Origin of the sequence: Streptomyces sp. CCM_MD2014 (assembly GCF_000772045.1) — a bacterium.
Taxonomy (GTDB): domain Bacteria; phylum Actinomycetota; class Actinomycetes; order Streptomycetales; family Streptomycetaceae; genus Streptomyces; species Streptomyces salinarius.
This window is the reverse complement of record NZ_CP009754.1, coordinates 2,662,154-2,684,959: the sequence shown is the minus strand read 5'-3', so window position 1 is coordinate 2,684,959 and position 22,806 is coordinate 2,662,154. Positions and strand designations below refer to the sequence as shown.

The window sequence follows — 22,806 nt, the reverse complement described above, 5'->3', positions numbered from 1 at the left end:
GTGGCGTCGGCGTCGCAATTGACCGGTTTGACCCTTGATAAGTGAGCAAACTCACACCTGGTTCCTGGTCTCCCCCGCGGGCTGCGGGGAATGGCGTGTCTAGCCTGACGCTTTACAGAGAAGGCAAAACCGACAACCCGCGCCCTCGCAGGGGCTCTCCACGCCCTCGGGCGCCCGGACACGACAGGGCTCAGAACAACCGTGAAGACGACGATGATGTTCCACAAGATCGCCAACCCGCGACGCACGACGCTGGCGCACCTCAAGGACGCCGACGAGCTGCGGACGCCGGAGCAGCCGGAGCACGCCGTCGAGCTCCCCGCCCAGACCGCCAACCCCCGCCGCACGATCCTCATGGAAGCCCCGGCCGCGGCGTCGGTCGCAGAGTAGTACGCCTCGGGGCCGCCGTCCGTTCAGCGGCGGCCCGGCCTCCGACGACCTGCCGGGCGGACCAGGCCCACCGCGATAGCCTGGAGCGTCAGACTCCAGCCAGCTCAGTCAAGGGGCCAAGCAACCCGTGCGCATCGCCAGGTTCTCCATCGACGGGAACGTCGCCTTCGGCGCGGTCGAGGGCGACCAGCCGGACCAGCTCGTCCTCGACATCATCAAGGGCATCCCGTTCGCGGACTACGAGCTCTCCGGCACCAAGGTGCCCCTGAGCAAGGTGCGGCTCCTGCCGCCGGTACTCCCCAACAAGGTCGTCGCCTTCGCCCGCACCTACGCCGAGCACACCCGCGAACTCGGCAACGAGGTGCCCGACGCCCCGTTCGCCTTCTTCAAGCCGTCCACCTCCGTGATCGGCCCCGGCGACGCCATTCAGTACCCCTCCTTCACCGAGGAACTGCACCACGAGGCCGAACTCGCCGTCGTCATCGGCCGCATGTGCCGCGAGGTCCCGCGCGAGCGCGTCAAGGACGTGATCTTCGGCTACACCTGCGCCAACGACGTCACCGCCCGCGACGTCCAGCGCCGCGAGAAGCAGTGGGCCAGGGCCAAGGGCTTCGACTCGTCCTGCCCGCTGGGCCCCTGGGTGGAGACCGACCTGGACCCGAGCGACCTGACCATCCAGCTCACGGTCAACGGCGGCCAGCGCCAGCTCGGCCGCACCAGCGAGATGATCCACTCCATCGAGGATCTGATCGTCAACATCTCCGAGGCGATGACGCTGCTCCCCGGTGACGTGATCCTCACGGGCACCCCGGCCGGCGTCGGCCCCCTCAACGTCGGCGACGAGGTCGCCGTCACCATCGAAGGCATCGGCACTCTCACCAACAAGGTTGTCAAGCGTGGCTAGCGCATCCGGCTCCCCCGTACGCGTCCGTTTCTGTCCGTCCCCCACCGGCAACCCCCACGTGGGCCTGGTCCGCACCGCCCTGTTCAACTGGGCGTTCGCCCGGCACCACCAGGGCACGCTGGTCTTCCGCATCGAGGACACCGACGCGGCCCGCGACTCCGAGGAGTCGTACAACCAGCTCCTGGACTCGATGCGCTGGCTGGGCTTCGACTGGGACGAGGGCCCCGAGGTCGGCGGCCCCCACGCGCCGTACCGCCAGTCGCAGCGCATGGACCTCTACAAGGACGTCGCCCACAAGCTCCTGGACGCCGGCCACGCCTACCACTGCTACTGCTCCCAGGAAGAGCTGGACACCCGCCGCGAGGCCGCCCGCGCCGCCGGCAAGCCCTCCGGCTACGACGGCCACTGCCGCGACCTGAGCGCCGCGCAGGTCGAGGAGTACAAGGCCCAGGGCCGCGAGCCCATCGTCCGCTTCCGGATGCCCGACGAGGCGATCACCTTCACGGACCTGGTCCGCGGCGAGATCACCTACCTCCCGGAGAACGTCCCGGACTACGGCATCGTCCGGGCCAACGGCGCGCCCCTGTACACGCTCGTCAACCCGGTCGACGACGCCCTGATGGAGATCACCCACGTCCTGCGCGGCGAGGACCTGCTCTCCTCCACCCCGCGTCAGATCGCCCTGTACAAGGCGCTGACCGAGCTGGGCATCGCCAAGGAGATCCCCGCCTTCGGCCACCTGCCGTACGTCATGGGCGAGGGCAACAAGAAGCTCTCCAAGCGCGACCCGCAGTCGAGCCTCAACCTGTACCGCGAGCGCGGCTTCCTCCCCGAGGGCCTGCTCAACTACCTCTCCCTGCTCGGCTGGTCGCTCTCCGCCGACCAGGACATCTTCACCATCGAGGAGATGGTCGCGGCCTTCGACGTCAACGACGTCCAGCCCAACCCGGCGCGCTTCGACCTGAAGAAGTGCGAGGCGATCAACGCCGACCACATCCGCCTCCTCGAGGTCAAGGACTTCACCGAGCGCTGCCGCCCCTGGCTGAAGGCCCCCGTCGCCCCCTGGGCGCCGGAGGACTTCGACGAGGCCAAGTGGCAGGCGATCGCGCCGCACGCGCAGACCCGCCTGAAGGTGCTCTCCGAGATCACCGACAACGTCGACTTCCTGTTCCTGCCGGAGCCGGTCTTCGACGAGGCGAGCTGGACCAAGGCCATGAAGGAGGGCTCGGACGCGCTCCTGACCACGGCCCGCGAGAAGCTGGACGCCGCCGACTGGACCTCCCCGGAGGCCCTCAAGGAGGCCGTCCTGGCCGCCGGCGAGGCCCACGGCCTCAAGCTCGGCAAGGCCCAGGCCCCCGTCCGCGTCGCCGTCACCGGCCGCACGGTCGGCCTGCCCCTCTTCGAGTCCCTCGAGGTCCTGGGCAAGGAGAAGGCGCTGGCCCGCATCGACGCGGCGCTGGCGCGGCTCGCGGCGTAACGCCCGCGCTCGAGGCGCAGACGGCGGCGAGGGGCGGCACCCGGAACTCCGGGTGCCGCCCCTCGCCGCTCGGTCACCGTACGTCGGCCTCGTCGATGAGGAGGGGCACTCCCGGCGAAGATCTCCGGGACGACGGCCATGACCGCACCGGCCACCGGAGCGCCGAAAGGCACCCGGACCGCCCCGTCCCGGCGTTACCGTCGGATCATGAGCATTCGCGCCGTGGTCTGGGACGTCGACGACACGCTCTTCGACTACACCACCGCCGACCGCGAGGGCATGCGTGCCCATCTGGCCGCCGAGGGGCTCCTCGCCGGGTACGGGTCGGCCGAGCAGGCCCTCGTGCGCTGGCGGGAGATCACCGACCAGCAGTGGGCGCGCTTCTCCGCCGGAGAGGTGGACTTCGTCACACAGCGCCGCGACCGCACCCGGGTGTTCCTGGGCCGTCCGGAGCTGACGGACGCCGAGGCCGACGGCTGGTTCCAGCGGTACGTCACGCACTACGAGGCCGCCTGGTCCCTCTTCCCCGACGTGATGCCCGTCCTGGACGCGCTCGCCGGCAGCCACCGGCACGCCGTGCTCTCCAACTCCAGCCTCACCGTCCAGGACCGCAAGCTGCGCGTCCTCGGCGTGCACGACCGCTTCGAGGCCATCCTGTGCGCCGCCGAGCTGGGCGTCTCCAAGCCGGAGGCCGGTGCCTTCCTCGCGGCCTGCGACGCCCTGGCCCTCCCGCCGTCCGAGGTCGCCTACGTCGGGGACCACCCGGAGATCGACGGTCGCGGCGCCGCCGACGCCGGGCTGCTGTCCGTGTGGATCGACCGCGGCGGCGTCTGCGCGACCGTCGACCCGCCGGCCGGACCGCGCCGTATCGCCTCGCTCTCCGAACTTCCCGCGCTCCTCGGCGCCGATACCCGTTTTGGAGCCCCGTCCACCTTCGGGTAATGTTCTTCCTGCGCCGCCGGAGAGCGGGCCGAACGGCCGGGAACCGGAAGCGCAACGCTAGAACAAGAACCCTCCGGGGCTTGCGTTCCAGTGGCCTATGGTGTAATTGGCAGCACGACTGATTCTGGTTCAGTTAGTCTAGGTTCGAGTCCTGGTAGGCCAGCTCGCAGAGCTAAATCTGCAAAGCCCCCGTTGTGTAGCGGCCTAGCACGCTGCCCTCTCAAGGCAGTAGCGCCGGTTCGAATCCGGTCGGGGGTACAGATCCTTCCCGCGAGGACAGCCCGGGTAGCTCCCACTGTTCTCGATGCAGGATCGCTAGGGCCCCCGTTGTGTAGCGGCCTAGCACGCCGCCCTCTCAAGGCGGTAGCGCCGGTTCGAATCCGGTCGGGGGTACGAACTGGTCTAAACCACATTGGTCTATGGTGTAATTGGCAGCACGACTGATTCTGGTTCAGTTAGTCTAGGTTCGAGTCCTGGTAGACCAGCTCGGATCTGCGGCGATGTAGTATTGAACGCCTGCAAGATCCACGCCCCCGTTGTGTAGCGGCCTAGCACGCCGCCCTCTCAAGGCGGTAGCGCCGGTTCGAATCCGGTCGGGGGTACTCGAAGTCCCGAGGGGGCTTCCGCCGAGGCGGGAGCCCCCTTCGGCGTTCCTCACGCACTTACTCGATGCCGTACCGCCGCGCCGACTCCTCCTCCTGTGCCAGCCGGTGCAGGGCCCGCAGCACCGGCTGGAAGAGCACCGCCGCCGCGACCGCCAGCTCGACCTGCTCCGCCTCCGAGGCGTGGCTCTCCATGAAGTCCAGGTCCCGTCGGGCCACTTCCATCATCAATGCGCCGTAGGGCGCCATCAGTTCCGCGTCCCACGGATAGTCGAGCCGGCGCAGCGCGGCCACCGCCACCACCAGGGAGCGGTGCACGGGGGAGAGCGGTGCCATCTCCCGCGAGGTCTCCCAGCCCAGCAGTTCGAGGAGCCGGTCCACCTCGACGCGGGCGGCGGCCACTGCCGGGTCCGCCTCGTCGGGCTCGGCTTCCTGCGGCAGCGCCCACAGGGCCGCTCCCAGCCGGACGGTGCGGCCCAGCGAGTCGTCGTCGACGTGCCCCAGGACCTCCCGGGCCGCGGCCACCGGCACCTTGCCGACCTGGATCAGCGCCCGCACCAGCCGCAGCCGGCGCAGATGGTCCTCGTCGTACTCGGCCGTGGTCGCGTTGATCTGCCGACCCGGCGGCAACAGCCCTTCCCGCAGGTAGTACTTGATCGTCGCGGTGGACACCCCGCTGCGCTTGCTCAGGTCGGCCAGTCGCATCCCTTGCACCCTCCTTCGGATAGCGCCACTATCCAAGCAGTGGCACTTGGACAGTGCAGCTCACCGACAACGGGGAGGCGTTCATGCCGGGCAAGTCCGCGACCGCGACCCGCACCACCGCCGCCGCCGAGGGGGACGTGACCGTCCTGCTGATCGGCATGCGGATCAACCACTTCTGGGCTGTGCACCACTGGCTGCCGGTCTTCCTCGCCATGCCGCGCATGCTCCGCGAGCTGGCGAAGGCCCCGGAGCGCGGGCTCCTGCACCACGTCCTGCTGACGGCCTCGCCGCGGACGTACTACGTCGTCCAGTACTGGGAGTCCAAGGAGAAGCTCTACCGGTACGCGCACTCGCCCGACATGTTCCACCACCGGGCCTGGGCGGTCATCAACGGCAAGGAGCGCAAGGGCAGGGTGCGCGGGCACGTGGGGCTCTGGCACGAGGCGTACGTCGTGCCCGAGGGGTCCTACGAGTCGATCTACGCCGACATGCCCGCGTTCGGGCTCGCGGCGGCGCACGGCCGGGTGTCCCTGGAGCGGCGGGGCAAGCGCGCCCGCGACCGCTTCGCGTACCGGTCGGCCAAGGCGGCGGACGCGGCTGTGGCGAGGGCCGAGAGGCGCGTCGTCGCCCCGGGGGAGGCCCCCGACGGGGTCTGAGAACGGCGCCGGGCCCGCCGCGGCGTTGAGGCGGGCCCGTGACCGGTCAGCAGCGTTCGGGGGCGGTCAGCCGTTGCGGCGCAGGGCCTCGGAGAGGCGGCCGGCGGCGTCGATGATGGCCTGCGCGTGCATGCGGCCGGGGTGGCGGGTGAGTCGCTCGATGGGCCCGGAGACGGACACGGCGGCCACCACGCGGTTGGAGGGGCCGCGCACCGGCGCGGAGACGGACGCGACGCCGGGCTCGCGCTCGCCGATGGACTGGGCCCAGCCGCGGCGCCGCACGCCGGACAGCGCCGTCGCCGTGAAGCGGGCGCCCTGGAGGCCGCGGTGGAGGCGCTCGGGCTCCTCCCAGGCCATGAGGATCTGCGCCGAGGAGCCGGCCTTCATGGTGAGCGTGGAGCCGACCGGGACCGTGTCCCTCAGGCCCGACAGGCGCTCGGCCGCGGCCACGCAGATGCGCATGTCGCCCTGGCGGCGGTAGAGCTGGGCGCTCTCGCCCGTGACGTCGCGCAGGTGGGTGAGGACCGGGCCCGCCGTGGCGAGCAGGCGGTCCTCACCGGCCGCCGCCGCGAGCTCGGCCAGGCGCGGGCCGAGGATGAAACGGCCCTGCATGTCGCGCGCCACCATACGGTGGTGTTCCAGCGCCACGGCCAGGCGGTGGGCCGTGGGTCGTGCCAGTCCGGTCGCACCGACCAACCCCGCGAGGGTGGCCGGGCCGGACTCCAGAGCGCTCAGGACGAGGGCCGCCTTGTCCAGAACGCCGACGCCGCTACTGTTGTCCATGCAACGATACTCCCGTCTCACTCTGTGAAACGCAAGTTCAATTTTCCGTGGAACCCGCCACTCTGGATGGCACGAAGTCACAACGGCCCGTGACGAGAGGGCCTGGTGGCGGTTGCCCGGAAACACAGGGGTGCGGGCACCGCTTCCCCAAGATCACTAGTTGGGTCGGCGCTTCGTGCCGACCGAAGGGAAAGCGATGGGTAGGACACTCGCGGAGAAGGTCTGGGACGACCACGTCGTCCGGCGCGCCGAGGGCGAGCCCGACCTCCTCTTCATCGATCTGCACCTGCTGCACGAGGTGACCAGCCCGCAGGCCTTCGACGGCCTCCGCAAGAGCGGCCGCCCGGTGCGGCGGCTCGACCTGACCATCGCCACCGAGGACCACAACACCCCGACGCTCGACATCGACAAGCCCATCGCGGACCCGGTCTCCCGGGCCCAGCTGGAGACGCTGCGCAAGAACTGCGCGGAGTTCGGCGTCCGGCTGCACCCGCTGGGCGACGTCGAGCAGGGCGTCGTGCACGTCGTCGGCCCCCAGCTCGGTCTGACCCAGCCCGGCACCACCGTGGTCTGCGGCGACTCGCACACCTCCACGCACGGCGCCTTCGGCGCGCTGGCGTTCGGCATCGGCACCTCGCAGGTCGAGCACGTGCTGGCCACCCAGACGCTGCCCATGGCCCGCCCGAAGACCATGGCGATCACCGTCAACGGCGAGCTGCCCGACGGAGTCACGGCCAAGGACCTGATCCTGGCGATCATCGCGCGGATCGGCACGGGCGGCGGCCAGGGCTACATCCTGGAGTACCGCGGCGAGGCCATCGAGAAGCTCTCGATGGAGGCCCGCATGACCATCTGCAACATGTCGATCGAGGCCGGCGCCCGCGCGGGCATGATCGCCCCCGACGAGACCACCTTCGCCTACCTCCAGGGCCGCCCGCACGCCCCCGAGGGCGCCGACTGGGACGCGGCGGTCGCGTACTGGAAGACGCTGCGCACGGACGACGACGCCGAGTTCGACGCCGAGGTGGTCATCGAGGCCGCCGAGCTGGCGCCGTTCGTCACCTGGGGCACCAACCCCGGCCAGGGCGCCCCGCTTTCCGCGGCCGTCCCCGACCCGGCTTCGTACGAGGACGCCTCGGAGCGCCTCGCCGCCGAAAAGGCCCTGGAGTACATGGGCTTGGAGGCCGGTCAGCCGCTGCGCTCCATCAAGGTGGACACGGTCTTCGTGGGTTCCTGCACCAACGGCCGCATCGAAGACCTGCGGGCCGCCGCGGAGATCGTCCGGGACCGCAAAGTCGCCGACGGGGTACGCATGCTGGTCGTCCCGGGCTCCGCGCGGGTCGGCCTGCAGGCCGTCTCCGAGGGCTTGGACGTGGTCTTCAAGGAGGCCGGCGCCGAATGGCGGCACGCGGGCTGCTCGATGTGCCTGGGCATGAACCCGGACCAGCTGGCCCCGGGCGAGCGCTCCGCATCCACCTCCAACCGCAACTTCGAGGGACGCCAGGGCAAGGGCGGCCGCACCCACCTGGTGTCGCCGCAGGTCGCGGCCGCGACGGCGGTCCTGGGCCACCTGGCCTCCCCGGCCGACCTGTCCGCCGCCGACGCCCCCACGCCCGCTGGAGTCTGAGAGTCATGGAAGCGTTCACCAAGCACACCGGCCGGGCCGTCCCGCTGCGCCGCAGCAACGTCGACACCGACCAGATCATCCCCGCCCACTGGCTCAAGAAGGTGACCCGGGACGGGTTCGAGGACGGGCTCTTCGAGGCCTGGCGCAAGGACCCGGAGTTCGTGCTCAACCGGCCCGAGCGCGAGGGCGCCACCGTCCTGGTCGCGGGCCCCGACTTCGGCACCGGCTCCTCCCGCGAGCACGCCGTCTGGGCCCTGCAGAACTACGGCTTCAAGACCGTGATCTCCTCCCGCTTCGCCGACATCTTCCGCGGCAACTCGCTGAAGAACGGCCTGCTCACCGTCGTCCTCGACCAGAAGACCGTGGACGCGCTGTGGGACCTGGTGGAGAAGGACCCGCAGGCCGAGATCACGGTCGACCTGGAGGCCCGCGAGGTCCGTGCCGAGGGCGTCACCGCCTCCTTCGAGCTGGACGAGAACTCCCGCTGGCGGCTGCTGAACGGGCTGGACGACATCTCGATCACCCTCCAGAACGAGGCGGACATCGCCGCGTACGAGGCGAAGCGCCCGTCGTTCAAGCCGCAGACCCTCCAGGTCTGATCCCCGGAGCCCCCACGCGTTCCCGGGGGTGCTTCGCAAGGTCGAGTTTCGGCCACCCAGCACACCCGCCGTACCCCCGATCAGCCCGATCGGGGGTACGGCCGTTTTCGGATCCGCCCGAGGCCGCCGATGCCGGGCGTGACGCACAACTTCCCACGTTAGAGGCGTTGTTGCCGGGGTACGTGAGGTCGCGAGGACCGGTTTCCGGATGCGCCAGGAAGGCCGTTCGGGGCGGCAGTTGCCCCCTGCGCAGGCGACAACTCGCCCCAGATGGCACAATCTGTGCATGGAACACGACGGCCAACTCGAGCTCTATACGGCGGTCGCGGTCCGGCTCAAGGAAGCGCACACAAGAGTGCGCGCACTGCAAGTCCCGGAGGGCGTACGGATGGCGCTGACCCGGAAGCTGCTGGTCATTACGGCCGCGGCCAAACACGATCTCGCCGGTGCGGCAAGGCGCCTGGACCGGTTCACCGCCGACCTCGACGCGGGCCGATTCCCCGAAGAGGAAGGCTGAACCGGCCGGGCTGCCCGAGTCCGTTGCGGCACAAGGGTGATTAGCCCGTTTCGTGTTTGATTTGCGGTATATATCTGCCTAACGTGCGAAAAAGCTTGAACACATTCGTTCTGGCGAGGTCTCCGAAGGGGAAGACGTGAACAAGGCGCAGCTCGTAGAAGCGATTGCCGACAAGCTGGGAGGCCGGCAGCAGGCCGCCGACGCCGTCGACGCGGTCCTGGACGCCCTCGTCCGTGCCGTCGTCGCGGGCGACCGGGTCTCGGTCACCGGCTTCGGTTCCTTCGAGAAGGTCGACCGCCCGGCCCGCTACGCCCGCAACCCCCAGACGGGCGAGCGGGTTCGGGTCAAGAAGACCTCCGTGCCGCGCTTCCGCGCGGGCCAGGGCTTCAAGGACCTGGTGAGCGGCTCGAAGAAGCTCCCGAAGAACGACATCGCGGTCAAGAAGGCCCCCAAGGGCAGCCTGTCCGGCCCGCCGCCCACCATCTCCAAGGCCGCGGGCAAGAAGGCCGCCGCCAAGAAGGCCACGGGCGCCGCGAAGAAGACCACGGGCGCGGCCAAGAAGACCTCCGCGGCGGCGAAGAAGACGGCCGCGAAGAAGACCACCGGCGCCGCCAAGACCACGGCGAAGAAGACCACCGCCAAGAAGTCCGCCGCCAAGAGCACCACGGCGGCCGCCAAGAAGACCGCCGCCAAGAAGGCCCCGGCGAAGAAGGCGACCGCCAAGAAGGCCCCGGCCAAGAAGTCGACGGCCCGCAAGACCACCGCCAAGAAGGCCACCGCCCGCAAGAAGTAGCAGGCAGCCGCAGCCCCTGCGAGCAGCGGCGGACAGCGTCAGGCGAACGGGCACAGGGCACTCACGCGCCGGGCCGGACTCCCTCTCGGAGTCCGGCCCGCGGCGTGTCCGGGGGGTACGAGGGCCCGCGGATCAGAACGTCTGCAGCGTCACCAGCGTGATCCGGAGTCCCGCGTCCCGGGCTGCGCCTCCGGCCCCGGCGTCGCCCTCCGCCTCGGTCTCGGTCTCGATCCGCACCCGCTGCCCCGGCCGCAGCAGTCTCAGACCCCCCGCGTCGAACGCCGCCGCGTCGAAGGGCACGGGCGTGCCGTCGTCGAGCAGCACCTGCCCGCTGCGGCTTTCGGGGTCGTACGTGTACGCGGTCGCCTGCATGCGCGCAGCCTACTGCCCGGCGATCAGCAGCCGCGCCGCCACCGCGGCCGTACGGGGCCCCACCCCGAGCGCCAGGGCGGAGCGGAGGTCACCGCCGGTGTCGACGTCCTGCCGTACGGAGTCCACGGCGCCCAGACGCAGTTCCACCGCGCCGGACGCGCGGTGGCGGGCCCGTGAATCCGCACCGAATGAGGGGGCCAATTCACGGCCCGGCGCCACCGCCAGCAAGGTGGTGCCGATTCCGGCCGCGTCCGGGAGAAAAGCGCGCGGGAATTGCGCGGCCGCGGCCAGCACCCGAGCCAATTCCGCCGGCCGCAGCGCGGGAAGATCGGCGTTGAGCGCGGCCACCGGGCATTGTGGCCGGACCGCCCGTACCGCGGCGGCTCCGTGCGCCAGCGCGGCGTTCAGGCCGCCGCCGGGTTCGTCCGCGACGATGCCCGCGCCGAGCGCCGCCAGCTCCCGCCCGGCCCGCGCGTCGTCCGTGACGACTGCCACATCCGCGACCGCCGGGCAGGCCAGCGCGGCCGCCACGGTGTCCTGGGCGAACGCCAGCGCGAGCCCCGGCCGCACCCCGTCGTGCGCGGTGTCCGCCAGCCTGCTCTTGGCCCGGGCCAGGTGCTTCACGGGTACGACCAAGGTCCACTGCACGAGGTTCCGTCCTTCTCTCGTCGCCGCCATTGTCACCTGCGAGACCTGGCGGTTCACTCTTCGGGGCGTACGGTGTTCTCGACAGACGGGCGGCCCGGGGCGACACTTGTCCGGCCCCAGGCCCTGGAGGAAAGGTGTCAGCGTGCCCCGCCGCAGAATCGGCTTCTGGTACCGCTTGGCCGCGGTGATCTGCAAACCGCCGCTGGTGGTTCTGATCAAGCGGGACTGGCGGGGAATGGAGAACATTCCGGCCGAGGGTGGATTTATCACCGCCGTGAACCACAATTCGCACGTCGACCCCTTCGCGTACGCGCACTACCAGTACAACACCGGACGCGTCCCGCGATTCCTGGCGAAGAGCGGCCTTTTCAAGAAGGGCTTCGTCGGCGCCGCGATGCGGGGGACCGGACAGATCCCCGTCTACCGCGAGAGCACGGACGCGCTCAGCGCCTTCCGGGCCGCGATCGACGCCGTGGAGCGCGGCGAGTGCGTCGCGTTCTACCCCGAGGGCACCCTCACCCGCGACCCGGACGGCTGGCCCATGACCGGCAAGACCGGTGCCGCGCGCGTCGCCCTGCAGACCAAGTGCCCGGTGATCCCGGTCGCCCAGTGGGGCTGCAACGAACTGCTGCCGCCGTACGCCAAGAAGCCGAACCTCCTGCCGCGGAAGACCCACCGGGTGCTCGCCGGCCCGCCGGTGGACCTGTCGCGGTTCTACGGCCGGGAGATGACCGCGGAGGTGCTCAAGGAGGCCACCGAGGTCATCATGGCCGCCGTCACCCGCCAGCTGGAGGAGATCCGCGGCGAGAAGGCACCCGAGACCCCCTACGACCCGCGCCGCGAGCGGATCGAACAGCGGCGCCGGACACAGGCACAGGCACGGGCGCGGGCGCAGCAGGCAGAGCAGGCAGAAGGGCAGAGCACGTGAGCAAGCCGGTCAAGGCGGCCGTCTTCGGCACCGGATCCTGGGGCACCGCCTTCGGCACGGTCCTCGCCGACGCGGGCTGCGACGTCACCCTGTGGGGGCGCCGCGCCGCACTCGCCGACGCCGTCAACTCCACCCGCACCAACCCGGACTACCTGCCCGGCGTGGAACTCCCCGAGAACCTGCGGGCCACCACCGACGCCGCCGAGGCGGCGCACGACGCCGACTTCACCGTCCTCGCCGTCCCCTCCCAGACGTTGCGCGCGGGACTGGCCGACTGGACGCCGCTGCTGGCGCCCGGCACCGTCCTGGTCTCGCTGATGAAGGGCGTCGAACTCGGTTCGGCGATGCGGATGAGCGAGGTGATCGGGGACGTCGCCAAGGTCGGCCCTGAGCGCATCGCCGTGGTCACCGGGCCCAACCTGGCCCGCGAGATCGCCGCCCGGATGCCCGCCGCCGCCGTGGTCGCCTGCCCCGACGAATCCGTCGCCCAGCGGCTCCAGACCGCCTGCCACACGCCGTACTTCCGCCCCTACACCAACACCGACGTCGTCGGCTGCGAACTGGGCGGCGCCGTGAAGAACGTGATCGGTCTCGCCGTCGGCATCGCGGACGGCATGGGCCTCGGCGACAACGCCAAGGGCTCCCTGATCACCCGCGGCCTCGCCGAAACCACCCGCCTCGGGGTCGCGCTCGGCGCCGACCCGCTGACCTTCTCCGGGCTCGCCGGGCTCGGCGACCTGGTGGCGACCTGCTCCTCGCCGCTGTCGCGCAACCACACCTTCGGCACCAACCTCGGCAGGGGCATGACCCTGGAGGAGACCATCGCGGTCACCAAGCAGACCGCCGAGGGCGTCAAGTCCTGCGAGTCCGTGCTGGACCTGGCCCGCAGGCACGGCGTCGACATGCCGATCACCGAGACGGTCGTCGCCATCGTGCACGAGGGCAAGTCCCCGATGGTCGCCGTGAAGGAACTGATGTCGCGCAGCGCGAAGCCCGAACGACGCTGAGCGACCCCTCCCGGGGCGATCCGGAACCCGCGCGCCACGCGGCCCCGCCGACGCTGTCTCACGGCCCTACGGGCGGGTACGCTCAACGCGATATGAGCACCGAGAACCTCCCCCAGAGCCCCGAGCAGAGCCCCGCGCGGCCGTCCCGCAAACCGCGTGTGGCCGTCGTGTTCGGCGGGCGCAGCTCCGAACACGGGATCTCCGTGGTCACCGCCGGCGCCGTCCTCGCGGCCATCGACCGGACGCGCTACGACGTCCTGCCGATCGGCATCACCCGGGACGGCCGCTGGGCCCTCACCGCCGACGAACCGGAACGCATGGCGATCACCGAACGCCGTACGCCCGACGTCGAGGAACTGGCCGAGTCGACCGAGGGCGGCGTGCTGCTGCCCGTCGACCCCGCCAACCGCGAGGTCGTCTACAGCGAACCCGGCTCGGTGCCCAAGGCGCTCGGCGAGGTCGACGTCGTCTTCCCCGTGCTGCACGGCCCCTACGGCGAGGACGGCACCCTCCAGGGTCTGCTGGAGCTGTCCGGTGTGCCCTACGTCGGCGCGGGCGTGCTCGCCTCCGCCGTCGGCCAGGACAAGGAGTACATGAAGGCGGTCTTCGCCTCCTACGGACTGAAGGTCGGCCCGTACGTGGTGGTCCGGCCCCGCGAGTGGGAGCAGGACCGTGCCGGCGCCCGCAGGAAGATCGTCGACTTCGCCGGGGAGCACGGCTGGCCGCTGTTCGTGAAGCCCGCGCGCGCGGGTTCCTCGATCGGCATCACCAAGGTCGACGACCTCGCGGGCCTCGACGAGGCGATCGAGGAGGCCCGGCGCCACGACCCGAAGATCCTGGTCGAGGCGGCGCTGCGGGGCCGGGAGATCGAGTGCGGGGTGCTGGAGTTCGAGGACGGCCCCCGCGCCTCCGTCCCGGCCGAGATCCCGCCGCCGTCGGAGCACGCGTACTACGACTTCGAGGCCAAGTACATCGACTCCACCCCGGGCATCGTGCCCGCCCCGCTCACGCCCGAGGAGACCGCCGAGGTCCAGCGCCTCGCCGTGGCGGCGTTCGACGCAGCCTCCTGCGAGGGGCTCGTGCGCGCGGACTTCTTCCTCACGGAGGACGGCGAGTTCGTCATCAACGAGATCAACACCATGCCCGGCTTCACCCCGATCTCCATGTACCCGCAGATGTGGCAGGCGAGCGGCGTGAGCTACCCGGAACTGGTGGACCGGCTGGTCCAGGCGGCGCTGCGGCGGTCCACGGGACTGCGCTGACGCGTTCCGCGCCGTGACCACAGAGAAGGCGACTCCCTCGGGGGTCGCCTTCTCGCAGTATGATCAGCGGGTTTCCTGTCCGGTCCGGGAACCGTCACCGACTCGCCGTCGTCTGCTGAGGAACAGCCCGCGTCGGCGATCAACAGGGACGGGACCCAGCGGCGGAGAGGGGGCAGGAGCTAGAGATGGACGACCGGACAGGTCAGGGTGCGGGTGATGCCGTCCACTTGCTGGACCTTGGCGACCACCATGCGACCCAGTTCGTCGACGGTGTCCGACTGGGCGCGGACGATGACGTCGTAAGGTCCTGTCACGTCCTCGGCCTGGATCACGCCGGGGAGCTTGCTGATCGTCTCGGCGACGGTCGACGCCTTGCCGACCTCCGTCTGGATCAGGATGTACGCCTGTACCACGGAACCTCCAGAGCGGCCACGAGGATCATGTGGGGAAAAGGAACGCCACGGTATCGCGTAGCCGCTCTCCGAGGGGAGACCCGCGGGCCGCGGACCTCGCGCGTCGGGGTGCCCCAGGGACACGAGTTGACGATCACGCCGACCGTGGCGACGGTCCATTCGACCGTAACGAGGACAGAGATGACGCGCGACCGGACACGGACGCGGACAGGGACCGGGACAGAAGGGGAGCCAAGGCGATGAAGGGCACTGTTGGTGAGCTGGGGGAGTTCGGGCTCATCAGGGAGCTCACCTCCCGTCTCACCACCACCCCCGCGGTCCGGGTCGGACCCGGCGACGACGCCGCGGTGGTGGCCGCGCCCGACCGCAGGGTGGTGGCCAGCACCGACATCCTCGTCGAGGGGCGGCACTTCCGCCGGGACTGGTCCACCGCGTACGACGTGGGCCGCAAGGCGGCGGCGCAGAACCTGGCCGACATCGCCGCCATGGGCGCCGTGCCGACCGCGCTGCTGCTCGGCCTGGTCGTGCCCGCCGAACTGCCGGTGACCTGGCCGACCGAGCTGATGGACGGGCTGCGCGACGAGTGCCAGGTCGCGGGCGCCTCCGTGGTCGGCGGCGACGTGGTGCGCGGCGACACCATCACCGTCTCCATCACCGCCCTCGGCGACCTGCGCAACCAGGAGCCCGTCACCCGGGCCGGCGCCCAGCCCGGCGACCTCGTCGCGGTGACCGGCTGGCTCGGCTGGTCCGCCGCCGGGTTCGCCGTCCTCTCCCGCGGCTTCCGCTCGCCGCGCGCCTTCGTCGAGGCCCACCGCCGCCCCGAGCCGCCGTACCACGCGGGTCCGGCAGCCGCGGGCCTGGGCGCCACCGCCATGTGCGACGTGAGCGACGGACTGATCGCCGACCTGGGGCACATCGCCGAGGCCAGCAAGGTCAGGATCGACGTGCGCTCCGGGCAGATCGACATCCCGTCCCAGATGAACGACATCGGGCAGGCCGTCGGCGTCGACCCCATGCAGTGGGTCCTCACCGGCGGCGAGGACCACGCGATCGTGGCGACCTTCCCGCCGGACGTGAAGCTGCCCGCCCGCTGGAAGGTCATCGGCGAGGTGCTCAACCCCTCCGCGCTGCCCCAGGTCACCGTGGACGGGGCGCCCTGGACCAGCAAGGGCGGCTGGGACCACTTCGGCGGGGACGTGGAAGCGTGACGGCACTGCCCCTGGTCCTCACCGTGGCGGGCTCCGACTCCGGCGGCGGCGCCGGCATCCAGGCCGACCTGAAGACGATGCTCGCCCTCGGCACCCACGGCATGAGCGTCCTGACCGCGGTCACCGCGCAGAACTCCCGCGGCGTGCAGGGCGCCTGGGAACTGCCGGTGGACGCCGTGCGCGCCCAGTACCGCAGCGTCGTGGACGACATCGGCGTCCAGGCGGTCAAGACCGGGATGCTCTCCTCCGCCGAACTGGTCGAGTCCGTCGCCGAGTTGCTCGCCGGCACCGACGCGCCCGCCGTCGTCGACCCGGTCGGCGTCTCCAAGCACGGGGACGCGCTGCTCGCCGCCTCGGCCCTGGAGTCGGTCCGCACCAGGCTCCTCCCGGTCGCCACCGTCGCCACGCCCAACCTCGACGAGGTCGCCCAACTCACCGGCGTACGAGTCGACTCCGACACCGACCTGCGCCGGGCCGCGGCCGCCGTCCTCGAGTACGGCCCGCGCTGGGTGTTGATCAAGGGCGGCCACCTGGCCGGCGACGCCGTAGACCTGCTCACCGACGGCTCCGAGGAACACTGGCTGCGCGCCCCCCGCCTCGACAACCGCCACACGCACGGCACGGGCTGCACCCTCGCCTCGGCCGTGGCCTGCGGGCTGGCGAAGGGGCAGTCGGTGCCGGACGCGGTGAGCGCGGCCAAGGAGTACGTCACCGGGGCGATCGCGGCCGGGTTCCCGCTCGGCGGCGGCATCGGACCGGTGGACCACGGCTGGGCGCTCAGGCGGGACACTCCCTGAGATCGATGCCGGTGGCCTCCTTCTCCGTGAGCCGCTTGAAGACGCCGGCCACCAGGCGGTGGCCGAGCAGCCGGTACGTGCGGTCCCGGCTGCGGATGCGGCGCTCGGTGGGCGGGGCGAAGAACGGCCCCGCGTGGTCGGCGCTCTTCTGACAGCCCTTGGCGAACCCCCGGATCCGCGTCTCGTACTCGGCGAACGCGGTCCGGCGGTCGCCGCCCGCCAGGGCGATCTCCCCGGCCAGGACCTACGCGCCGACGACGGCGACGCCCGTGCCCCTGCCGCCCATGATGGAGCCGCGCCCGTCGTCGCCGAGCAGGGCGAGTCGGCCTCCTCCAGCGCCTTCAGCACGCTCGGCGCCTCCCAGCCCGTCCCCGCGGGGCCCGGTGCGGAAGCAGGGCGCGGCGCGGAAGTCCGGCACGGAAGTCCGGCACGGCCGGTGTCCGGGTACGGCAAAAAGCCGGCCCACACGAGGTGGACCGGCTCCCTACAGCGGACCAGGCAGTGGCCGCGCGCTCAGCTGATGCGTCAGCGCGAGACCTTGCCGGCCTTGATGCACGAGGTGCAAGCGTTCACGCGCTTCGGCGTCCCGCCCACCACGGTACGCACACGCTGGATGTTCGGGTTCCAGCGACGGGACGTACGGCGGTGCGAGTGCGAGATGTTGTTGCCGAAGCCCGGCCCCTTGCCGCAGACGTCGCAGTTGGCAGCCACGGGTCACTCCAAAGACTTCAGATGCACTTACGGTTGATCCCGGCATGCCGGGATCAAGCTCTCGGACTCGCGAACGGGCCGGGATCTGAGTGGCGGTGCCAGGGGGATGGCCCGACCGGGATCGGGCAACCGGAGCAGCATACAACGGCTGCTCCCGTACAACGAAACTACCACGGCAGCTCAGGGGTCCGTCCCGGCCCTGTTCCGGTGGGCCGGCGGCCCAAGGTCTACGCTGCCAGCCACGTCCGCACTCCAGGGAGGCGCAGGTGGCGCAGGTGCCGCAGAGGTTCTTCGACGCTCTGGCGGTGCGTACCTGGTGCGGCCTGTCGCTGCGCGCGCTGGGACGGGCGCGCGAGGAGATCGACGCGATCAACGTCTACCCCGTCGCCGACGGGGACACCGGCACGAACCTGTACCTGACCGTCGAGTCGGCCGCCGCCGCCGTGGAGGCCGTCTTCGCGGCGCACGAGCTGGACGGGGCGGCCCGGGACGCGGGCGGGGGCACCCTGGACGCGGACGGCGGGCCCTCACTGGCCGACGCCGTGGGCGCCATGGCGCACGGCGCGCTGATCGGCGCGCGGGGCAACTCCGGCACGATCCTCGCGCAGCTGCTGCGCGGCATGGCCCAGGTGCTCGCCGAGCGGGGTGACTCCGCCCACACCGAGGGCCCCGGCCTGCGGCTGGCCCTGCGGCACGCCGCCGCGTCCGCCCGGCAGGCCGTGGCCCACCCGGTCGAGGGCACCGTCCTGACCGTCGCCTCGGCCGCCGCCGACGCGGCCGACGGTGCGGAGGGCGACTGCGCCGAGGTGGCCCGTGCGGCGTACGAGGGCGCCCGCGCGGCGCTCGTCGCCACCCCGGGGCAGCTGCCCGTCCTGGAGCGCGCCGGAGTCGTCGACGCGGGCGGGCACGGACTGGTGACGGTCCTCGCGGCCCTGGTGGAGACGTTCACGGGCCGGGCGCCGGGACCGGTCGCCGTGCCGCACGCGCGCGTGGAGCCCGGCGGTGAGGGTCCCGCCGAGGCCCGGGCGGCGGGGGAGTGCGCAGAGGAGGGCGAGGGCGGCCCCGCCTTCGAGGTGATCTACCTCCTGGAGGCCGAGGACGCGGCCGTGGCCCGGTTGCGGCAGCGGCTCGACGCCCTCGGGGACTCCCTCGTCGTCGTCGGCGGCGACGGACTGTGGAACGTCCACGTGCACGTGGACGACGCGGGCGCCGCCGTGGAGGCGGGCGTCGAGGCCGGGCGGCCGTACCGGATCCGCATCACCCACTTCGGGCAGGGCGACGCGCACACCACCGGCACGGAGCGCCCGCCCCGGGAGCGGGCCCAGCGCGCCGTGGTGGCCGTCGTACCGGGGGAGGGGCTGGCCGCGCTGTACACCGAGGCCGGCGCGACCACCCTGCTCGCGCGCCCCGGCGAGCCGCCCGCGAGCGGCGAGCTGGTCCAGGCCGTACGCAGGGCGCACGCGCGCGAGGTGGTGCTGCTGCCCAACGACGCCGACCTGCGCCACACCGCGGCGGCGGCGGCCGAGCAGGCCCGCACCGAGGGCGTCCGCGTCGCCCTCATCCCGACCCGTTCCGCGGTCCAGGGCATCGCCGCGCTCGCCGTGCACGAGCCCGGGCGGCGCTTCGACGAGGACGTGGTGGCCATGACCTCGGCAGCCGGCGCCACCCGCCACGCCGAGGTCACCGTCGCCGAACGCCAGTCCTGGACCACGGCCGGCATCTGCCAGGCCGGGGACGTGCTCGGCCTCATCGACGGCGACGTGGCCGTGATCGGCGCCGACGTCTCCGAGGTCGCCGCGACCGTCCTGGACCGCATGCTGTCGGCCGGCGGCGAGCTGGTCACCCTGGTCCTCGGCGACGAGGCCCCGCAGGCCCTCGCCGACGGGCTGGAGGCCCGCGTCCGCGAGGCGTACCTCGCCGTCGACACGGTGGTCTACCCGGGCGGCAGGCAGGGCGCGCTGCTGCTGGTCGGCGTGGAGTAGGGAGACCCGCACGGGGCCGGTACGGCGCTTCCCCGGTGCGTTGTCAGTGACGTGGTGTGCAATGGATCTCGTGCCCGCACTGCAAGAACCCCTGAAGAAGGTGCTCGGCCCCGCCACCGCGAAGGTGATGGCCGAGCACCTCGGCCTGCACACCGTCGGCGACCTCCTCCACCACTACCCCCGGAGGTACGAGGAGCGCGGCCAGCTCACCCACCTCGCCGACCTCCCGATGGACGAGCACGTCACCGTGGTCGCCCAGGTCGCCGACGCCCGCCTGCACACCTTCGCCTCGTCGAAGGCCCCGCGCGGCAAGGGCCAGCGCCTCGAGGTGACCATCACGGACGGCAGCGGCCGCCTCCAACTGGTCTTCTTCGGCAACGGCGTCCACAAGCCCCACAAGGAACTCCTGCCGGGCACCCGCGCGATGTTCGCGGGCAAGGTCTCCGTCTTCAACCGCCGACTCCAACTGGCCCACCCGGCGTACGAATTGCTGCGCGGTGACACCGACGGCGAGGAGACCGCCGAGTCCTGGGCGGGCGCCCTCATCCCCCTCTACCCGGCCACCGCCAAGCTGGAGTCCTGGAAGCTCGCCAAGGCGATCCAGACGGTGTTGCCCAGCGCCCGGGAGGCCGTCGACCCGCTCCCCGACTCCCTGCGCGAGGGCCGGGGCCTGGTCTCCCTGCCCGAGGCCCTGCTCAAGATCCACCGCCCGCACACCAAGGCCGACATCGAGGACGCCCGCGCCCGCCTGAAGTGGGACGAGGCCTTCGTCCTCCAGGTCGCCCTCGCCCGCCGCCGCCACGCCGAGACCCAGCTCCCCGCCGTCCCGCGCGAACCCGGCTCCGACGGCCTGCTCGCCGCCTTCGACGACCGCCTCCCCTTCACCCTCACCGACGGCCAGCAGCGGGTCTCCCGCGAGATCTTCGACGACCTCGCCACCGACCACCCGATGCACCGGCTGCTCCAGGGCGAGGTGGGCAGCGGCAAGACCCTGGTCGCCCTGCGCGCCATGCTCGCGGTCGTCGACTCCGGCGGACAGGCCGTGATGCTGGCGCCCACCGAGGTGCTCGCCCAGCAGCACCACCGGTCGGTCGTCGAGATGATGGGCGAGCTGGCCGAGGGCGGCATGCTCGGCGGCGCCGAGCACGCCACCAAGGTGGTGCTGCTCACCGGCTCCATGGGCGCCGCCGCCCGCCGGCACGCCCTGCTCGACCTGGCCACCGGCGAGGCGGGCATCGTCATCGGCACCCACGCGCTGATCGAGGACAAGGTCCAGTTCCACGACCTCGGCCTGGTCGTCGTCGACGAGCAGCACCGCTTCGGCGTCGAGCAGCGCGACGCCCTGCGCGGCAAGGGCAAGCAGCCCCCGCACCTGCTCGTCATGACCGCCACACCCATCCCGCGCACCGTCGCGATGACCGTCTTCGGCGACCTGGAGACCTCCGTCCTGGACCAGCTCCCCGCCGGCCGGTCCCCGATCGCCAGCCACGTCGTCCCGGCCGCCGACAAACCCCACTTCCTCACCCGGGCCTGGGAACGGGTCCGCGAGGAGGTGTCGAACGGCCACCAGGCGTACGTCGTCTGCCCGCGCATCGGCGACGGGGACGACGACCCGAAGAAGGGCGCGAAGCAGTCCAAGCAGGCCCCGGAGGGCGACGCCGACAAGCGCCCCCCGCTCGCCGTCCTCGACGTCGCCGAGCAGCTCGCCAAGGGACCGCTCCAGGGGCTCAAGGTGGAGATCCTGCACGGCCGTATGCAGCCCGACGACAAGGACGCGGTCATGCGCCGCTTCGCCGCCGGGGAGACCGACGTCCTGGTCGCCACCACCGTCATCGAGGTCGGCGTCAACGTCCCCAACGCCACCGCGATGGTGATCATGGACGCCGACCGTTTCGGCGTCTCCCAGCTCCACCAGCTGCGCGGCCGGGTCGGCCGCGGCTCCGCCCCCGGCCTGTGCCTGCTGGTCAGCGAGATGCCCGAGGCGAGCGCGGCCCGGCAGCGGCTGAACGCCGTCGCGAGCACCCGCGACGGCTTCGAGCTCTCCCGCATCGACCTCGAACAGCGCCGCGAGGGCGACGTCCTCGGCCAGGCCCAGTCCGGTGCCCGCACCTCCCTGCGGGTCCTCGCCGTCATCGAGGACGAGGAGATCATCGCGGAGGCCAGACAGGAGGCGGCCGCCGTCGTGGCCGCCGACCCGGAGCTGACCAGCCTGCCGGGTCTGCGCACGGCCCTGGAGGCACTGCTGGACGAGGAGCGGGAGCAGTACCTGGAGAAGGGCTGACAGACTGGCAACGGACACCGTCCGTCCACCCGAGCACACCGACAAGGACGCAGACATGACCCGCGTGATCGCCGGCAAGGCCGGCGGACGTCGCCTGGCCGTCCCGCCGGGAACCGGTACCCGCCCCACCTCCGACCGCGCGCGCGAGGGCCTGTTCTCCACCTGGCAGTCCCTGCTCGGCGGCCCGCTGGACGGCGAGCGGGTCCTCGACCTGTACGCGGGGTCCGGCGCCGTCGGCCTGGAGGCGCTGTCCCGCGGCGCCGGGCACGTCCTGCTCGTCGAGGCCGACGCCCGCGCCGCCCGCACGGTCCGCGGGAACGTCTCGTCCCTCGGTCTGCCCGGCGCCGAGGTCAGGGTGGGCAAAGCGGAACAGATCATCCGCACTCCGGCCCCGGCGGAGCCGTACGACGTCGTCTTCCTGGACCCGCCGTACGCCGTCTCGGACGACGATCTTCGGGAGATCCTGCTCACACTCCGCACTCAGGGGTGGCTCGCGCCGGAAGCGCTCGTCACCGTGGAGCGCAGCACCAGAGGCGGCGAATTCCGCTGGCCGGACGACTTCGAGGCGATCAGGTCCCGTCGCTACGGCGAGGGAACGTTTTGGTACGGTCGCGCCGCCTCTACGTGCGAAGACGCACGATGACCGGACCGGAGAGCGAGGGAACACAAGTGCGCCGTGCCGTCTGTCCCGGGTCATTCGACCCGATCCACAACGGACACCTCGACATCATCGCCCGTGCCTCCAGCCTCTACGACGAGGTCTACGTCGCGGTGATGATCAACCGGTCCAAGAAGAGCCTGTTCGAGATCGATGAGCGGATCGACCTCATCCGCCAGGTCACCGCCGAGTACGGCAACGTCCGCGTGGAGTCCTTCCACGGTCTGCTCGTCGACTTCTGCAAGCAGCGCGAGATCCCGGCCATCGTCAAGGGCCTGCGCGCGGTCAGCGACTTCGACTACGAGCTGCAGATGGCCCAGATGAACAACGGCCTCTCGGGTGTGGAGACCCTCTTCGTCCCCACCAACCCGACCTACAGCTTCATGTCGTCCTCCCTGGTCAAGGAGGTCGCGACCTGGGGCGGCGACATCTCCCACCTGGTGCCGCCGCTGGTCCTCGAAGCCCTCACGGAGCGCCTGAGGAACCGCTGACCGTCCCTCGCGCGACCACCGCCGCAGCCCGCGGGGACTGACAATCCGTCACC

Annotated in this window: 25 protein-coding genes and 5 tRNA genes; 23 read left to right on the top strand and 7 right to left on the bottom strand. The window is 71.6% G+C overall.

Going from position 1 to position 22,806, the window contains the following annotated elements; all coding sequences use genetic code 11:
- Positions 1-201 precede the first annotated feature (201 nt).
- The 9 genes from NI25_RS11560 to NI25_RS11520 all read left to right on the top strand — a co-directional run bounded on the left by NI25_RS11560 (position 202) and on the right by NI25_RS11520 (position 4,315).
- Positions 202-390 (top strand): hypothetical protein, encoded by a 189-nt coding sequence (locus tag NI25_RS11560; protein WP_061442373.1) that lies wholly within the window; start codon positions 202-204, stop codon positions 388-390.
- A gap of 127 nt (positions 391-517) precedes the next feature.
- Complete coding sequence (locus NI25_RS11555; protein ID WP_061442372.1) at positions 518-1,294, top strand: fumarylacetoacetate hydrolase family protein; 777 nt, start codon at positions 518-520, stop codon at positions 1,292-1,294.
- Positions 1,287-2,771, top strand: a complete 1,485-nt coding sequence (gene gltX / locus NI25_RS11550) for a glutamate--tRNA ligase (protein WP_061442371.1) — start codon at positions 1,287-1,289, stop codon at positions 2,769-2,771. Before NI25_RS11555 ends, gltX begins: the two co-directional genes overlap by 8 nt.
- 207 nt (positions 2,772-2,978) lie before the next feature.
- A complete protein-coding gene (locus NI25_RS11545) occupies positions 2,979-3,713 on the top strand; it encodes an HAD family hydrolase (protein ID WP_061446876.1) in 735 nt (244 codons plus the stop codon).
- 91 nt (positions 3,714-3,804) lie between these two features.
- Positions 3,805-3,876, top strand: a tRNA-Gln gene (locus NI25_RS11540).
- A gap of 22 nt (positions 3,877-3,898) precedes the next feature.
- Positions 3,899-3,971: transfer RNA gene (locus NI25_RS11535), tRNA-Glu, on the top strand.
- Between the two features lie 62 nt (positions 3,972-4,033).
- Positions 4,034-4,106, top strand: a tRNA-Glu gene (locus tag NI25_RS11530).
- Positions 4,107-4,126: 20 nt separating this feature from the next.
- Positions 4,127-4,198, top strand: a tRNA-Gln gene (locus NI25_RS11525).
- A 44-nt stretch (positions 4,199-4,242) separates the two neighbouring features.
- Positions 4,243-4,315: transfer RNA gene (locus NI25_RS11520), tRNA-Glu, on the top strand.
- 60 nt (positions 4,316-4,375) lie between these two features.
- On the opposite strand, the gene NI25_RS11515 is transcribed toward NI25_RS11520, so the two are convergent.
- Complete coding sequence (locus NI25_RS11515) at positions 4,376-5,020, bottom strand: MerR family transcriptional regulator (protein WP_061442370.1); 645 nt, start codon at positions 5,018-5,020, stop codon at positions 4,376-4,378.
- A gap of 83 nt (positions 5,021-5,103) precedes the next feature.
- Between NI25_RS11515 and NI25_RS11510 the strand changes: the two genes are divergently transcribed.
- On the top strand, positions 5,104-5,676 hold the full coding sequence (locus NI25_RS11510) for a DUF4188 domain-containing protein (RefSeq protein ID WP_061446875.1): 573 nt from the start codon (positions 5,104-5,106) through the stop codon (positions 5,674-5,676).
- A 66-nt stretch (positions 5,677-5,742) separates the two neighbouring features.
- Here NI25_RS11510 and ndgR read toward each other — a convergent pair whose 3' ends face one another.
- Positions 5,743-6,459 (bottom strand): IclR family transcriptional regulator NdgR, encoded by a 717-nt coding sequence (gene ndgR, locus NI25_RS11505; RefSeq protein ID WP_011030305.1) that lies wholly within the window; start codon positions 6,457-6,459, stop codon positions 5,743-5,745.
- Positions 6,460-6,655: 196 nt separating this feature from the next.
- Between ndgR and leuC the strand changes: the two genes are divergently transcribed.
- The 4 genes from leuC to NI25_RS11485 all read left to right on the top strand — a co-directional run bounded on the left by leuC (position 6,656) and on the right by NI25_RS11485 (position 9,995).
- Positions 6,656-8,086, top strand: a complete 1,431-nt coding sequence (gene leuC / locus NI25_RS11500; RefSeq protein ID WP_061442369.1) for a 3-isopropylmalate dehydratase large subunit — start codon at positions 6,656-6,658, stop codon at positions 8,084-8,086.
- A 5-nt stretch (positions 8,087-8,091) separates the two neighbouring features.
- Entirely contained in the window at positions 8,092-8,685 is a 594-nt protein-coding gene (gene leuD, locus NI25_RS11495) for a 3-isopropylmalate dehydratase small subunit (RefSeq protein ID WP_061442368.1), read from the top strand.
- Positions 8,686-8,971: 286 nt separating this feature from the next.
- Positions 8,972-9,202, top strand: coding sequence for a hypothetical protein (locus tag NI25_RS11490; RefSeq protein ID WP_052838413.1), 231 nt, complete (start codon positions 8,972-8,974; stop codon positions 9,200-9,202).
- Between the two features lie 136 nt (positions 9,203-9,338).
- The gene (locus NI25_RS11485) at positions 9,339-9,995 is read left to right on the top strand and encodes an HU family DNA-binding protein (RefSeq protein ID WP_061442367.1); all 657 of its coding nucleotides are present in this window, start codon (positions 9,339-9,341) and stop codon (positions 9,993-9,995) included.
- Between the two features lie 132 nt (positions 9,996-10,127).
- On the opposite strand, the gene NI25_RS11480 is transcribed toward NI25_RS11485, so the two are convergent.
- Positions 10,128-10,367 (bottom strand): hypothetical protein, encoded by a 240-nt coding sequence (locus NI25_RS11480; RefSeq protein ID WP_061442366.1) that lies wholly within the window; start codon positions 10,365-10,367, stop codon positions 10,128-10,130.
- A gap of 9 nt (positions 10,368-10,376) precedes the next feature.
- Positions 10,377-11,015 carry a 2-phospho-L-lactate guanylyltransferase gene (gene cofC / locus NI25_RS11475; RefSeq protein WP_061442365.1) on the bottom strand — a complete coding sequence of 213 codons (639 nt, stop codon included), beginning with the start codon at positions 11,013-11,015 and terminating at the stop codon, positions 10,377-10,379.
- Positions 11,016-11,157: 142 nt separating this feature from the next.
- Between cofC and NI25_RS11470 the strand changes: the two genes are divergently transcribed.
- The 3 genes from NI25_RS11470 to NI25_RS11460 all read left to right on the top strand — a co-directional run bounded on the left by NI25_RS11470 (position 11,158) and on the right by NI25_RS11460 (position 14,212).
- Positions 11,158-11,943 carry a lysophospholipid acyltransferase family protein gene (locus NI25_RS11470; protein WP_061442364.1) on the top strand — a complete coding sequence of 262 codons (786 nt, stop codon included), beginning with the start codon at positions 11,158-11,160 and terminating at the stop codon, positions 11,941-11,943.
- Complete coding sequence (locus tag NI25_RS11465) at positions 11,940-12,950, top strand: NAD(P)H-dependent glycerol-3-phosphate dehydrogenase (protein ID WP_061442363.1); 1,011 nt, start codon at positions 11,940-11,942, stop codon at positions 12,948-12,950. The genes NI25_RS11470 and NI25_RS11465 overlap by 4 nt, the downstream gene beginning before the upstream one ends.
- 92 nt (positions 12,951-13,042) lie before the next feature.
- Positions 13,043-14,212, top strand: a complete 1,170-nt coding sequence (locus tag NI25_RS11460; RefSeq protein ID WP_061442362.1) for a D-alanine--D-alanine ligase family protein — start codon at positions 13,043-13,045, stop codon at positions 14,210-14,212.
- Between the two features lie 179 nt (positions 14,213-14,391).
- Here NI25_RS11460 and NI25_RS11455 read toward each other — a convergent pair whose 3' ends face one another.
- Positions 14,392-14,625, bottom strand: a complete 234-nt coding sequence (locus NI25_RS11455; protein ID WP_003973433.1) for an Lrp/AsnC family transcriptional regulator — start codon at positions 14,623-14,625, stop codon at positions 14,392-14,394.
- A gap of 239 nt (positions 14,626-14,864) precedes the next feature.
- Between NI25_RS11455 and NI25_RS11450 the strand changes: the two genes are divergently transcribed.
- Entirely contained in the window at positions 14,865-15,833 is a 969-nt protein-coding gene (locus NI25_RS11450; RefSeq protein ID WP_061442361.1) for a thiamine-phosphate kinase, read from the top strand.
- Positions 15,830-16,630 (top strand): bifunctional hydroxymethylpyrimidine kinase/phosphomethylpyrimidine kinase, encoded by an 801-nt coding sequence (gene thiD / locus NI25_RS11445; protein ID WP_061442360.1) that lies wholly within the window; start codon positions 15,830-15,832, stop codon positions 16,628-16,630. The genes NI25_RS11450 and thiD overlap by 4 nt, the downstream gene beginning before the upstream one ends.
- Positions 16,631-16,874: 244 nt before the next feature.
- On the opposite strand, the gene NI25_RS40150 is transcribed toward thiD, so the two are convergent.
- Positions 16,875-17,048, bottom strand: a complete 174-nt coding sequence (locus tag NI25_RS40150) for a hypothetical protein (RefSeq protein WP_233520719.1) — start codon at positions 17,046-17,048, stop codon at positions 16,875-16,877.
- Between the two features lie 107 nt (positions 17,049-17,155).
- Positions 17,156-17,341, bottom strand: coding sequence for a 50S ribosomal protein L28 (rpmB, locus tag NI25_RS11440; protein ID WP_003993230.1), 186 nt, complete (start codon positions 17,339-17,341; stop codon positions 17,156-17,158).
- A gap of 266 nt (positions 17,342-17,607) precedes the next feature.
- Here rpmB and NI25_RS11435 point away from each other — a divergent pair, with 266 nt between their 5' ends.
- The 4 genes from NI25_RS11435 to coaD all read left to right on the top strand — a co-directional run bounded on the left by NI25_RS11435 (position 17,608) and on the right by coaD (position 22,753).
- Positions 17,608-19,323 (top strand): DAK2 domain-containing protein, encoded by a 1,716-nt coding sequence (locus NI25_RS11435; RefSeq protein ID WP_061442359.1) that lies wholly within the window; start codon positions 17,608-17,610, stop codon positions 19,321-19,323.
- Positions 19,324-19,384: 61 nt separating this feature from the next.
- Entirely contained in the window at positions 19,385-21,604 is a 2,220-nt protein-coding gene (gene recG, locus NI25_RS11430) for an ATP-dependent DNA helicase RecG (RefSeq protein ID WP_061442358.1), read from the top strand.
- A gap of 55 nt (positions 21,605-21,659) precedes the next feature.
- Complete coding sequence (gene rsmD, locus NI25_RS11425; RefSeq protein ID WP_061442357.1) at positions 21,660-22,247, top strand: 16S rRNA (guanine(966)-N(2))-methyltransferase RsmD; 588 nt, start codon at positions 21,660-21,662, stop codon at positions 22,245-22,247.
- A 26-nt stretch (positions 22,248-22,273) separates the two neighbouring features.
- The gene (coaD, locus tag NI25_RS11420) at positions 22,274-22,753 is read left to right on the top strand and encodes a pantetheine-phosphate adenylyltransferase (protein ID WP_107071696.1); all 480 of its coding nucleotides are present in this window, start codon (positions 22,274-22,276) and stop codon (positions 22,751-22,753) included.
- The last annotated feature ends 53 nt before the right edge of the window (positions 22,754-22,806 follow it).